The sequence below is a fragment of the Alteromonas sp. I10 genome, assembly GCF_003201515.1.
GTDB lineage: Bacteria > Pseudomonadota > Gammaproteobacteria > Enterobacterales > Alteromonadaceae > Alteromonas > Alteromonas macleodii.
This window is the reverse complement of the sequence record NZ_QJJN01000004.1, coordinates 25,467-38,390: the sequence shown is the minus strand read 5'-3', so window position 1 is coordinate 38,390 and position 12,924 is coordinate 25,467. Positions and strand designations below refer to the sequence as shown.

The 12,924-nt window shown below is 45.4% G+C and carries 12 protein-coding genes and 1 other annotated feature; of the genes, 9 read left to right on the top strand and 3 right to left on the bottom strand.

Annotated elements, in window-relative coordinates; genetic code table 11:
- The first annotated feature begins 93 nt into the window (after positions 1-93).
- Positions 94-867: a ParA family protein gene (locus BZA03_RS09175; RefSeq protein ID WP_014976946.1), complete on the top strand. Its 774-nt coding sequence runs from the start codon at positions 94-96 to the stop codon at positions 865-867.
- 15 nt (positions 868-882) lie between these two features.
- On the opposite strand, the gene BZA03_RS09170 is transcribed toward BZA03_RS09175, so the two are convergent.
- On the bottom strand, positions 883-1,122 hold the full coding sequence (locus BZA03_RS09170; RefSeq protein ID WP_014950026.1) for a hypothetical protein: 240 nt from the start codon (positions 1,120-1,122) through the stop codon (positions 883-885).
- A gap of 230 nt (positions 1,123-1,352) precedes the next feature.
- Positions 1,353-1,471: a sequence feature (His leader region), on the top strand.
- 50 nt (positions 1,472-1,521) lie between these two features.
- Between BZA03_RS09170 and hisG the strand changes: the two genes are divergently transcribed.
- Genes hisG through hisIE form a run of 8 tightly spaced genes read left to right on the top strand, consistent with a single transcriptional unit; the run spans position 1,522 to position 8,662 of the window.
- Positions 1,522-2,424 carry an ATP phosphoribosyltransferase gene (gene hisG / locus BZA03_RS09165; RefSeq protein ID WP_014950027.1) on the top strand — a complete coding sequence of 301 codons (903 nt, stop codon included), beginning with the start codon at positions 1,522-1,524 and terminating at the stop codon, positions 2,422-2,424.
- A 13-nt stretch (positions 2,425-2,437) separates the two neighbouring features.
- Positions 2,438-3,742, top strand: a complete 1,305-nt coding sequence (gene hisD / locus BZA03_RS09160) for a histidinol dehydrogenase (RefSeq protein WP_014950028.1) — start codon at positions 2,438-2,440, stop codon at positions 3,740-3,742.
- Positions 3,742-4,821, top strand: a complete 1,080-nt coding sequence (hisC, locus tag BZA03_RS09155) for a histidinol-phosphate transaminase (RefSeq protein WP_110288587.1) — start codon at positions 3,742-3,744, stop codon at positions 4,819-4,821. The genes hisD and hisC overlap by 1 nt, the downstream gene beginning before the upstream one ends.
- Complete coding sequence (gene hisB / locus BZA03_RS09150; protein ID WP_110288586.1) at positions 4,818-5,888, top strand: bifunctional histidinol-phosphatase/imidazoleglycerol-phosphate dehydratase HisB; 1,071 nt, start codon at positions 4,818-4,820, stop codon at positions 5,886-5,888. The genes hisC and hisB overlap by 4 nt, the downstream gene beginning before the upstream one ends.
- On the top strand, positions 5,888-6,517 hold the full coding sequence (gene hisH / locus BZA03_RS09145) for an imidazole glycerol phosphate synthase subunit HisH (protein ID WP_110288585.1): 630 nt from the start codon (positions 5,888-5,890) through the stop codon (positions 6,515-6,517). Before hisB ends, hisH begins: the two co-directional genes overlap by 1 nt.
- Positions 6,517-7,254 carry a 1-(5-phosphoribosyl)-5-[(5-phosphoribosylamino)methylideneamino]imidazole-4-carboxamide isomerase gene (gene hisA / locus BZA03_RS09140; RefSeq protein ID WP_039222817.1) on the top strand — a complete coding sequence of 246 codons (738 nt, stop codon included), beginning with the start codon at positions 6,517-6,519 and terminating at the stop codon, positions 7,252-7,254. The genes hisH and hisA overlap by 1 nt, the downstream gene beginning before the upstream one ends.
- Entirely contained in the window at positions 7,236-8,048 is an 813-nt protein-coding gene (gene hisF, locus BZA03_RS09135) for an imidazole glycerol phosphate synthase subunit HisF (RefSeq protein ID WP_014950033.1), read from the top strand. Before hisA ends, hisF begins: the two co-directional genes overlap by 19 nt.
- Positions 8,045-8,662: a bifunctional phosphoribosyl-AMP cyclohydrolase/phosphoribosyl-ATP diphosphatase HisIE gene (gene hisIE / locus BZA03_RS09130; RefSeq protein ID WP_015067587.1), complete on the top strand. Its 618-nt coding sequence runs from the start codon at positions 8,045-8,047 to the stop codon at positions 8,660-8,662. The genes hisF and hisIE overlap by 4 nt, the downstream gene beginning before the upstream one ends.
- A gap of 77 nt (positions 8,663-8,739) precedes the next feature.
- On the opposite strand, the gene BZA03_RS09125 is transcribed toward hisIE, so the two are convergent.
- Together BZA03_RS09125 and BZA03_RS09120 are read right to left on the bottom strand one after the other, a co-directional pair.
- Positions 8,740-9,585, bottom strand: coding sequence for a formate/nitrite transporter family protein (locus tag BZA03_RS09125; RefSeq protein WP_110288584.1), 846 nt, complete (start codon positions 9,583-9,585; stop codon positions 8,740-8,742).
- Between the two features lie 258 nt (positions 9,586-9,843).
- Positions 9,844-12,759 carry a pitrilysin family protein gene (locus tag BZA03_RS09120; RefSeq protein WP_110288583.1) on the bottom strand — a complete coding sequence of 972 codons (2,916 nt, stop codon included), beginning with the start codon at positions 12,757-12,759 and terminating at the stop codon, positions 9,844-9,846.
- Positions 12,760-12,924: the final 165 nt, after the last annotated feature.

The window sequence follows — 12,924 nt, the reverse complement described above, 5'->3', positions numbered from 1 at the left end:
ACTGTATTCAGTTTGCATTAAACCACAAACAATATTTTGCATAAGGACTTTTAATTGGGCATATTTTAAACACAACTGACAAAGGGATTTCTTATGATAATCGTGGTGTTTAATCAAAAAGGTGGCGTAGGCAAATCGACCATTAGCACCAATTTAGCTGCGCAAAGCGCTAAGCTGGGTCATAAGACCTTATTGGTAGACTTAGACGCTCAGGGAAATAGTACTCACTACGTGGGATTTAACGCCAGAGAACAAAGCCTTACCGTGGCCGATATGTTCAAACAAGTAGTTGGCATTTTCAGAACAGCCAAGAAGCCTAACGCGTTCGTGCATGCAACGCCTTATGAAAACCTCTTCGTTATGCCTTCTTCTTCTGCGTTGGCGGAAGTCGAGCGAGAGCTCGAGTCACGATACAAAATTTTTAAACTTAAAGACGCGTTAAAGGAGTTAAAAGACGAATTCGACAACATTTTTATCGACACGCCTCCTAATTTTAATTTTTATTCTAAAGCGGCACTTATTGCTGCTGATGGCTTTTGCGTCCCCTTTGATTGCGACGACTTCTCGGCACAGGCGATTGAGCGTTTACTTGAAAATGCAATGGAACTAAAAGAAGACCACAACCCTGAACTGCGTTTGTTGGGTATTGTTGTTAATCAATTCAATAGCCAAGCAAAGCTTCCAAGAGAGTTAATTGAGACACTTAAGCAGCAAGATTTGCCAGTGTTAGAAAGTTATATAAGTGCCACGGTAAAAGTGAAAGAGTCTCACTCTAAGCGAATGCCGCTGCCTTTTTACTTACCTAAGCACAAAGTGACGAATCAAATTGCGGCTTTATTTGAAGAACTCAATGCGAGCAAAACCTAACGCTAACAAGTTTCGCTAAACATCAATATCAATATGCTTAAGCCCACCCTCGCTGTTACCTCGCTCTTTATCTTTCGAGTTTTCAGCTGATTTTTCGATAATCTCAGTCCGCTTCACGTCTTGAAACTGATCGCGCTCTTCTTCACTGAAATGCTCGGACTTTTTGGTCTTTTGCACTTTCTTCACGCGGTCGTCCGTCTCAATCGGCACTTTTGTGTTGCGAGGCAAAATGGGAAACAGTAGATCGTTGCTCATACGCCCTCCAGAAGTTTGCATTTGTCTCTATAACTTATCGGCAACGAGTTGCCTAAAATTACGGTTCAAAACTAATTCATAACGAATTGTTTTATTATATACACATTAAATTAGAGTTAATGTGCCAAAAGAGTTCACTTTAACCTTGCAAATCCTAATTCAAAACGCTAATGTTTCAGCCGTTCGAAATTAGGAATTAAAATTTTCAAAATGATTAACTGCGCGACGAAACATCACCATCACCACAAAGCATAACCTTTCAGGTTCGTGCTGGAAGGTCTATGTATCCTTCCAGTGGCGCAGATAAAACAAATTCTCGACCCTCGGAAGGAAACTTCCGGGGTTTTTTCGTTTTAGGCGCAATCAAAAGTTAAAACACAACGTGTAAGGAACGTTTCAATGAGTAACAGCAAAAGACTTCGAATTGCCGTACAGAAATCAGGTCGATTGAGCGATGACAGCATTGCCCTACTGAAAGCTATAGGCATTAAACTCAATATTCGTGATCGCCTGCTGATTGCGCATTCTACGAACCAGCCTATTGATTTGCTTCGCGTGCGTGACGACGATATTCCAGGTCTTGTTATGGATGGTGTAGTAGACCTAGGCTTTATTGGCGAAAATGAGCTAGAAGAGAAAATGCTAGAGCGTAAAGCTGCGGGCAAGCCATTCGAATATGAAGTATTGCGTCGTCTAGACTACGGCGGCTGCCGCCTGTCTATTGCGGTACCTAATGAGATGGATTATCAAGGAATCCAGTCGCTAGAAGGCAAAAAAGTAGCAACAACTTACCCCTACCTACTTGAGCGCTACTTCAAAGAACAGGGCATAAATGCAAAGGCTGTAATGCTACAAGGTTCTGTGGAAGTGGCCCCACGAGCAGGTGTAGCTGACGCTATCTGTGACCTTGTATCTACCGGTGCAACCCTTGAAGCTAACGGTCTTGTTGAAAAAGACGTTATTTTCCGCAGTAAAGCGGTACTTATAAAGCGCGCTGATGGCGAGCTTAGCGACGAGAAAGAAACACTGGTTAACCGACTAATGCCACGTGTTGATGGCGTATTACTAGCAAAAGAAAGCAAGTACATCATGCTACACGCACCAAAAGCGTATTTAGAGCAGGTGAAAAGCCTACTTCCAGGTGCTGAAAATCCTACGGTTCTACCACTTGCTGGAAATGAAGAACAAGTTGCTATCCACGTTGTTTCTACAGAGACCTTGTTCTGGGAAACCATGGAGAAACTTAAAGCCCTTGGTTGTAGCTCTATTCTTGTAATGCCAATCGAAAAAATGATGGGCTAAAAGGCAGGCAATTATGATTACTTGGTCATCTCTTTCGGTAAATGAGAAAAAACAGGCGCTAGCCCGCCCGGCTATGGCCAATAGCCAACAGTTAAAGCAGACCGTGGGCGACATTATCGCCCGCGTTGAAAAAGAAGGCGATGAGGCAGTACTTGATTACACACGTAAATTTGACTGCCCAGACTTAACTAGCCTTGTACTTTCACAAGAAAACATTGATGCTCTTGCTGCGAAGGTAACGCCAGAGGTAGCAAGTGCTATCGATACTGCGTTCAACAACATAAAAATGTTTCACGAAGCGCAAATGCCAAGTGACATCGCATTAACCACTACGCCAGGTGTAAAATGTGAGCTGCGCTTCACCGCCCTTGATGCAGTGGGTCTATACATTCCAGGTGGCAGTGCTCCACTTCCATCAACCGTATTGATGCTAGGCGTACCTGCATTGGTGGCAGGTTGTGAAAATAAACTGCTTTGCACACCGCCAAACAAAGAGCAGCTAATTGCGCCTGAAATTGCATATGCGGCCAGAAAATGCGGCATCGACAAGATCTTCTTGTGTGGTGGTGCCCAAGCAATCGCCGCTATGGCCTTGGGAACAGACAGCGTTCCTCAAGTAGATAAGATTTTTGGCCCGGGTAACAGCTTTGTGACTGAAGCTAAACAGCAAGTAAGCCAACGTGCTGATGGTGCAGCTATTGATATGCCGGCCGGCCCATCAGAAGTGTTGGTACTTGCTGATGAGTTCGCAAACCCTGAGTTTGTAGCGGCCGACCTGCTTTCCCAAGCCGAGCACGGTCCAGACTCGCAGGCTATTTTGGTGTCTAACAGCGCTACACTTATTGAAGAAGCAAAAGCCGCGGTTGAACGTCAATTAGCAACCCTATCTCGCGCTGAGATTGCACGCCCTGCTATGGAAAATGCGCGTTATATTTTGGCCGATTCCATTGAGCAAGCCATAGAAGCAAGTAACGCCTACGCTGCTGAGCACTTAATTGTACAAATAGAGAATGCCCGTGATTATTTGCCAAAAATTAAATACGCAGGCTCTATATTCCTAGGCCCGTGGTCACCAGAATCTGCAGGTGATTACGCGTCGGGCACTAACCACGTACTGCCAACCTATGGCTATGCTAAGAATTACTCTAGTCTTGGATTATTAGACTTTATGCGTCGCTACACTATTCAAGAGCTAAGCGCAGACGGCATGCGTAATTTAGGCCCTGCGATTATGGCACTGGCAGCTGCCGAGGGCTTAGATGCACACGAACAGGCCGTTGCACTTCGCATGCAGGCACTTAAGCAAGGAGACGCCTAATGTCGGCACTTATCGATAACCTAATTAACGAAAATTTAGTGCCGCTAAAGCCGTATGAATCGGCTCGTCGCTTGTTTTCAGGCGGTCAAGACTGGCTTAATGCCAACGAGTCACCTTATGCCAACGAATACAGCGTAGATAGCAGTAACTTTAACCGCTATCCGTCATGTCAGCCCGAAGCGGTAGTGAGTGGTTACGCTAACTACGCCGGGTTAGACAAATCGCAGCTTATAGTTACCCGCGGCGCAGATGAAGGCATTGAGTTGCTTATTCGCACCTTCTGCACGCCGGGTAAAGACAGCATTCTGATATGCCCGCCTACCTACGGTATGTACGCAATCAGTGCTGAAACCTGTGATGTGGGCATTAAGAAAGTGCCGCTTAACGACGACTTTAGCCTTAACGTGAATGCTGTATGCGCTGAAGATGACGTTAACGTGATTTTCATCTGTGCGCCCAACAATCCAACCGGTACGCCAGTTGCTCGTGAAGATATTAAAACCGTGCTCAATCACTTTGCCGATAAAGCACTGGTTGTTGTAGATGAAGCGTATATTGAGTTCGATGCCGACAATACGTGGGCAAATGAGATTAACAACTATCGAAACTTGGTGGTACTTCGTACGCTGTCTAAAGCGTTTGCTCTTGCCGGTCTTCGCTGTGGTTTTACACTTGCTCAGGCACCCGTCATCCAGGCACTACTTAAAGTGATAGCGCCCTATCCCATTCCAGAGCCAGTAGCGCAGATTGCTGCACAAGCTTTGTCGGCTGAATCGCTAACGTTACTTGAGCTTCAGGTGGCTACCATTAACCGGGAAAAAGAGGCCCTAGCCGAAGCGCTGGAATCTATCGAAGGCTTTGAATTAGTGGGTGATAGACGAGCAAACTTTATCTTATTCCGCTACGCAAAAGCGCAAGCCCTAATGCAGTACTTGGTAAGCCAAGGCATGCTTATTCGCGATCAATCAAAACAGCTTAACTTACAAAACTGTTTACGCGTAAGCATAGGCACTGAAGAGCAAAACCAGCGTTTAATGCAGCTAATTAACGAATTTAAAAATAATGAGGACGCGGCATGAGTCAGCAAGCCATTTTATTTATTGACCGCGACGGTACACTCGTAGAAGAGCCGCCAGTAGATAAGCAATTAGATAGTTTAGAGAAGCTTGTTTTCGAGCCAAACGTTATTCCTGTGCTACTTAAACTTAAGGCAGCTGGGTTTAAACTCGTGATGGTAAGTAACCAAGACGGCTTGGGTACAGACAGTTTCCCGCAAGAAGACTTCGACAAGCCACACAATGCCATGATGGCCATTTTCGAAAGCCAGGGTGTAGTGTTTGACGACGTGCTTATTTGCCCGCACTTCGATGCTGATAACTGCACATGCCGCAAACCAAAGCTTGGCTTAGTACAAGAATACCTACAGCAAGGCAAAGTGGACTTCACTCGTTCGTTTGTTATTGGTGACAGAATTACCGATGTACAGCTTGCTGAAAACATGGGTATTCGCAGCTTTCAGTACAACCGTGAAAGCTTAAACTGGAACGATATTCAGAAAAGCTTGTTAGCGTCTTCACGTATTGCTGAGGTGGTACGTACCACCTCTGAAACCGACATTCGCGTGCGTGTAGATCTTGATTCGCAGGCTAAGTCAACAATTCAAACCGGCATGGGCTTTTTTGACCACATGCTTGACCAAATTGCGACCCACGGTGGCTTCGAGCTAAATCTTACTACCAATGGCGATTTACACATTGACGACCACCACAGTGTAGAAGACACCGCCCTTGCATTAGGTGAGGCGCTCAAAAAAGCTTTGGGCGATAAACGGGGCATTGGTCGCTTTGGGTTTGCGTTGCCAATGGATGAGTGTCGTGCGGAATGTATCATGGATATTTCTAACCGCCCTCACCTTAAATTTGATGCTGAATTTAGCCGCGACCAAGTAGGTGAAATGGCCACAGAAATGGTGCCGCACTTCTTCTATTCACTTGCACAAAGCATGGGGCTATCGCTACACCTTTCCACCAGCGAAGGTAATGCTCACCACCAAGTAGAAAGCCTGTTTAAAGTATTTGGCCGTGCGCTACGTCAAGCCATTACGCGCCAAGGCGATGCACTACCAAGTAGTAAAGGAGCCCTGTAATGTCAGTGGTAAACCCCAGCCAGCGACAAAAAATAGTCATAGTAAATACCGGCTGCGCGAACATTTCATCAGTACGCTTTGCCCTTGAGCGCTTAGGCGTTGAAGTGGACGTATCTGACGATGTAAACGTGATAAAAAACGCTGATAAAGTGTTTTTACCCGGCGTAGGAACAGCGGCAGCAGCGATGGCAAGCATTAAGCAAAAAGCGCTAGTGGAAACCCTGCAGTCGCTTACCCAACCTGTGCTAGGCGTATGTTTAGGCATGCAACTTATGGTTGAAACCAGCGCTGAAGGTGGTTTTCAAGGTACAGGCAACATCGACTGTTTAAACCTAATGCCAGGTCATGTGGCTCGCATGGAATCAAAAGGCGTGCGCTTACCTCATATGGGTTGGAACACAGTCTCTCATAAAGAAGAAAGTTTATTTAAGGGCATCCCACAAGATACCTACTTTTACTTTGTGCACAGTTTTGCCGTTCCTGAATACGAGCACACGCTTGCAAGCTGCACTTATGGTAATACGTTTTCAGCAGCTATAAATAAAGACAACTTTTACGGGGTGCAATTTCACCCAGAGCGTTCTGGCGAGGCCGGAGTACAATTACTGACTAACTTTGTGAACCTATAATGATTATTCCAGCGATTGATCTTATTGACGGACGCGTAGTACGCCTTTATCAAGGCGACTACGAGCAGAAAACCCAATACGAACTGGACCCAGTAGACGTGGTTCACGACTATGCCGACCAAGGTGCAACCTGGCTGCACATTGTTGACCTAACAGGCGCTAAAGACACCAGTAAACGTCAGCTTTCACTAATTAAGTCTATGGTGGACACCAAGCGCATGCAGTTTCAAGCAGGCGGCGGTATCCGTAGTGAAGAAGAAGTGGCACAATTACTAGAAACGGGCGTAAGCCGCGTAGTTATTGGTTCTTTGGCGGTAAAACAACCCGAGCTTGTGAAGTCTTGGGTAGAAAAATACGGCCCAGAGCACATTGTATTGGCCCTTGATATCAATATTAGCGACAGCGGTGAAAAGCTTATTGCTACCCACGGCTGGCAAGAGAATTCTGGCGTAGCCCTTGAAGGCTTGCTTGAAGACTTCGCTACAGTAGGCGCAAAGCATGTGCTGTGTACCGACATTAGCCGCGACGGCACGCTACAAGGTGCGAACACTGAGCTGTATCAAGAAATGGCAGCCCGTTTCCCACACGTTAGCTGGCAAGCGTCTGGCGGTATTGGCAGCATCGCTGATATCGAAGCGCTAAAACCCACAAACGTTGGTGGCGTAATTTTAGGCCGCGCACTACTTGAAGGTAAATTCACGGTGAAGGAGGCTATTGCATGCTGGCAAAGCGCATAATTCCCTGTTTGGATGTACGCGACGGCAAAGTCGTTAAAGGCGTTCAGTTTAGAAATCATGAAATTATTGGTGATATTGTGCCTCTTGCCGAGCAATACGCGAAAGCGGGAGCCGACGAGTTGGTATTTTACGATATCACCGCAAGTTCTGATGCCCGCGTGGTAGACAAAAGCTGGGTAAGCCGTATAGCACAGGTTATTGATATCCCGTTTTGCGTAGCGGGCGGCATTAAGAGCATTGAAGACGCCGGGCGCATTTTGGAAATGGGTGCAGATAAGATTTCGATTAACTCCCCTGCCCTTAATAACCCAGATCTAATTAACCAGCTACACGACGTATACGGTCAACAGTGCGTCGTGATTGGTATCGACAGCTTTTATAACGAAGCAACCGACCAATACGAAGTGTACAAATTCACTGGTGATGAAGCGCGAACGCAAAAAAGCCAGTGGCAAACCATCGATTGGATTAAAGAAGTTCAGTCGCGCGGTGCGGGTGAAATTGTACTGAACTGCATGAACCAAGACGGCGTGCGCAAAGGCTACGATGTGAAGCAGCTGAAAGCTGTGCGCGATGTCTGTGAAGTGCCGCTAATTGCGTCGGGTGGCGCAGGTGAAATTGCCCACTTTACGGATGTGTTTCAACAGGCTGACGTAGATGGCGCGCTTGCAGCATCAGTATTTCACAAGGGCATCATCAATATTGATGAGTTAAAAGCAGAGTTAACCAGCAATGGCGTTGCCATGCGTAAGCGTCACGGATTAACGGCGCAAGCAGAAGGAGTAAACCCGTGATCATTACTAACGAAAACAGCAATAAATTAGCTTGGGACAAAATGGACAACCTACTACCCGCCATTGTGCAAGACGCACTGTCTGGCAAGGTATTAATGCAGGGCTACATGGACCAAGACGCATTGGCGAAAACCCTTGAAACGGGCAAAGTGACATTCTTCAGCCGTTCAAAACAGCGTCTTTGGACCAAGGGTGAAACATCTGGTAACACGCTAGATTTAGTGAGCGTTGCTTGTGACTGCGATCAAGATTCACTGTTGGTACTTGCCAACCCTAACGGCCCGACATGCCACACTGGTGTTGAAAGCTGTTGGTTCGACGGCAACACACCAGCCTTTACGTTTCTTGCAGATTTAGAGCGTGTATTGGCTGCCCGTAAAGACGCCGATCCTAAAAGTAGCTATACCGCTAGCCTCTACAACAAAGGCATTAAGCGCATAGCGCAGAAGGTGGGCGAAGAAGGTGTAGAAACCGCATTGGCGGCTACTGTGCACGACAAAGAAGAGCTTAAAAACGAAGCCGCTGACTTGTTGTACCACTTAACGGTACTGCTTCAAGCTAGCGATATGTCGCTAAACGATGCACTTGATGTGTTGCGTGAGCGCCACAAGTAATCCGTTGTAAAACTCGTTTATTATTCAAAATGCCCTTCTCGTTTTCTACGCGAAGGGCATTTTTGTATCACGCTTCTCTATTTCTCGATTTCCCTTACCACTTGGCCATAAGCCAGCAGCGCGAACAGTCCCGTTCCGCCCACAATATTTCCTAGTAATGTTGCACCAATTAGTGAGAGTGTTTCAAGAACGCTTATTTTATTTTGCAGTGCTAACAAGAAAAGTTCTGTTGAACCGGCTATCACGTGCGTAAAATTTCCTATAGCAATTAAATAAGTAAAAATAACTATCATCAATATTTGAGAATGCTTAACCGAAGGCTTCATCCATACAATAGCGGCAATGATAAACCCGGACGTAATGCCGTATGAGAAAGCGTCTGATGGTGATAGCTTGGCATAATGTTCAGAAATAGCGGTCATTCCTTCAACCAGCTCTGGTGGAACAGATTGCAGCGAAAAGCTGAAAAACGCAGCCAAAAAGGTGCCGAACATATTGGCGGAGAAAACGATGAGCCACAGGCGCGCAATGCAAAAGCCCATATTGAACGAAGGTTTACTCAACAAGGGTAGAATGACCGAAAGCGTATTTTCGGTGAACAATTGAAGTCGACCAACAATCACCAGCACGAAACCAACCGTATAGCCCAGGTTTTCAATGACAAACTGATTGGGAGAATTTGCAAAGAGGTGATGCAGAATTCCTTCAGCCAGAATTGAAATCGAGATTCCAATGCCTGCCGCCACACCAGACCACCACAATGACATCATAGGACGCTGGAGTTCTTCTAAACCTTCCCTGTGGACAATGGCATACAAAGAAACAGAATTTAAGCTCTGATTATCTCGTACATCTTTTTCTTCAGTATGACTAAGGGCAACGTCTTGCTCCCTATGCCCAGACTCCTTCACTTTTTCTGTCACTCATGCCTCCTGCAACTCTTTGCTTAACTAGGACGTTTGCCTCAATTACATAGTATTTGGTCCACGACACAGTTATTTAACAGGCACTAACAGACCACCCTATTCGGTTACGTTGATTAAGCACGTTTTTGGTCACAATAATTTTGCCTATTTCAGATATAGCACTCATTTTAATGAAATAGCCCGCATGAACACTGTTCACACGGGCTTTGGTTTTATTGACGGTCGTTATAATGCTCGCAAAACGTAAAACATGAACTAAGGGTTCAACAAGGTTGGTTGCCCTAACCCAAGCGCTTGTAAACGCTCAAACTGGGTATCTTTGTCCCCTACTATCAAATAAATCATTCTATCAGGATGTACATATTTACCGTAAAGGCGCTTTATCTCACCCACGGTTAACGCTTTTACCTCAGCTTCTTGCTGTAAAACGTAATCATTGGGCAAGCCAAAGTCGCTAATTTCGCTAACCATATTCAATTTAGCGCCTAACGTTTCAAACGCCCTAGCGCCAGATTTAAGTGTAAACCCTTTCGTAACGCCTAAATCTTCATCTGAATAGTTTGTGCCAAACGCTGCTAATATATCCATGATAGCTTGCGTTGCTTCTAAGGTAACATTCGACCTTACAGCGCTTCGTATGGTGAATTCACCCGTGTATTGATCGCTAGAAAACGACGAACGAATGCCATAGGTGTAGCCTTTGCTTTCACGTAGTTCCTGCATAAGCTGTGAGGCGAAACCGCCCCCGCCTAAACGATAATTCATCACACTGACTTTATAAGCATCATCATGAGTAACATTCGGGGCGGAATGGCCGAAATAAAGCACTGACTGTTTAGCCCCAGGCACGTCATAGAAAAAGAGTTGGGCGCTTTCTGGCAGCTTGGGCTCTGGTACCTTCGCAAAGGTAACATCTTTTGGTAACCATCGCGCATTAAGTGGCGCTAGGCTTTTTACAACGTCCTGTTGTTTGATGTCTCCCACAACATGGAACTTTGCCAATGACGGTGTGAAGTATTTCTCGTAATACTTCTTAACATCTTCGAGCGTTGTGTCATCTACAGTTTGCTTATCTCCAAGAACCGTTTGAGCAAACGGATGCGCCTCTCCGTAAAGCAGTGTTTTAAACTCAACCGATGCAATGGCATTAGGGTTCGCTTTTATTTGTTCAATCTGGTTGATTGTATCGTCTTTAGCTAATTCAAACTCTTGTTCATCAAAGCGAGGAGAAAGTATCACTTCAGTGACGAGCTGCATTAAGTCACTGTAGTGCTTAGACAATACCGTTCCGCTAATAGTAATGTCAGTTTCAGAAGCACTGGCCTCCAGAGAAGCGCCTAAAAGCTCAATTTCCTGTTCCAACTGCTCGGGTGTTTTTTCCGCCGTACCTTTAAGCAAGGCTGCGGCAAGTAAATTGGCGGTTCCTGTTTTACCTTCTGAGTCTAGAAGCATGCCACCATCTAGCTTTAACTCAAACGCGACCAATGGCACTTCGTCATTAGCAATACCCGTTATTTTGATGCCAGACGACAGTGTATTTTGCCAAACCTTAGGTGGTGTAATTTCTATTGATTCACCATAAGCAGGCTCTTTCGTGCGATCAAACGATGACGGAGTACGTTCGTATTCAGCCGCAACTGACGCATCAAAGCTCTCTTCCGCCCCCGCGACAATTTGCTCCTCCACTACATTAGCTTCAGTAGAGCCGCTTAACACCAACTCTTGCTGTCCCTTAGGTACAAAGCTAGTGGCGACAAACGGCTTACCCTTGATATAGGTGCTATAAACACGCATTACATCTTGTTGTGAAACGCCCAGAATTTTCTGAACATCTTGGCTGATAAATTCAGCCCCGCCCGCAAAGATTTCGTATTGCGCCAATTGAAAACCTTTACCTAAGACGCTTGAAAGTCCTTGATAAAATTCTGTTTCTTGACCTGCTTTTATGCGCGCCAAATCCTTGGAAGAAATCCCGTCTTTCTCAAAGCGGGCGAACGCTTCGTTAACTCCATCTGCAACAGTGTTTAAGTTCACGCCATTAAATGCCATAACCTGCAGCTGTAGCTGTCCAGCGATCTCAGCATCATAGCCATAAAGATAAACATCACTGGTGAGCTTCTTCTCGTCAACAAGCACCTTGTTCAGCGGAGCATTTTTGCCTTGGCTTAAGTACTGAGAAAGTACTTGAAGTGGATAATAGTCATCGTGATATTCAGGTACGGTTGGCCACACCATAGTTAAAAGTGGCGCTTGTGCAAAATTATCTATATGGAATCGTTTTTTAGTCTCATTGAGCTTCGCAGGTTGAGGCGGTAATTTATTGATTTGCTCTCCCGCAGGAATTTCATCGAAATACTTTTTAACCCACGCTTTAGTTTGATTTACGTCAATATCACCCGCGATGGTAAGCACCACATTATTAGGTACATACCATTTTTTGAAAAACTCTTTCACGTCAGCAAGCGTTGCGTTTTGCAGATCATCTAACGACCCAATCACTTGCCAACTATAAGGATGCCCTTCAGGGTAAAGGTTTTTATCAATCACATATTGATTGTGACCATAAGGACGATTATCCACACTCTGGCGCTTTTCGTTTTTCACCACCTGCTTTTCTTTGGCGAGCACAGGGTCTGTTACGGTATTAATGAAAAATCCCAACTTATCGGCTTCAGCCCAGATCATTTTTTCTAAAGCATCAATGGGTACAGTTTGGAAGTAGTTGGTACTGTCACGACTCGTCGAGCCATTTGCACCTGAGCCGCCAATTTTCGCGCTGAGTTTATCAAGACCGCCTTTTCCCAAATTCTCTGATTCGAGAAAAAGTAAGTGTTCAAACAAGTGCGCAAAGCCTGTTCGCCCTTCTTTTTCTCTGGCTGAACCCACATGCGCAGTGAGGGCGACAGCAGCAACGGGATCAGACCTGTCAACGTGCAGTACAACGGTAAGCCCGTTATCAAGAGTAAAACGCTCGTAGTCCACGTTGAACGATGGCGTATTTAGGGAAGCAGTACTATTATCTGCATTAGCAGTTGTTTCGCTGGTTATATCGGAAGCAGTTCGTACATTTTGTGGATCATTGGTGTTATGTGTACACCCTGTCGAAACTGCACTTAGTGTTATTACAGCAATTGCAGTGTACATTCTTGTTCGTTTGAATGTTTCAAGCATTATGTATGTTCTTTGCCAATCAAAAACGTAACAAGTACCACAAGTGCACCACCAGTGCCATGACATTCCTTTTTCGGTCATTTTTAGCATGCCTAAAGAGGCAGCGTTCACTTTTTACAGAGATAAAAATAAACACCTGATTTTTATGTGTTTTATTGCTTTTTA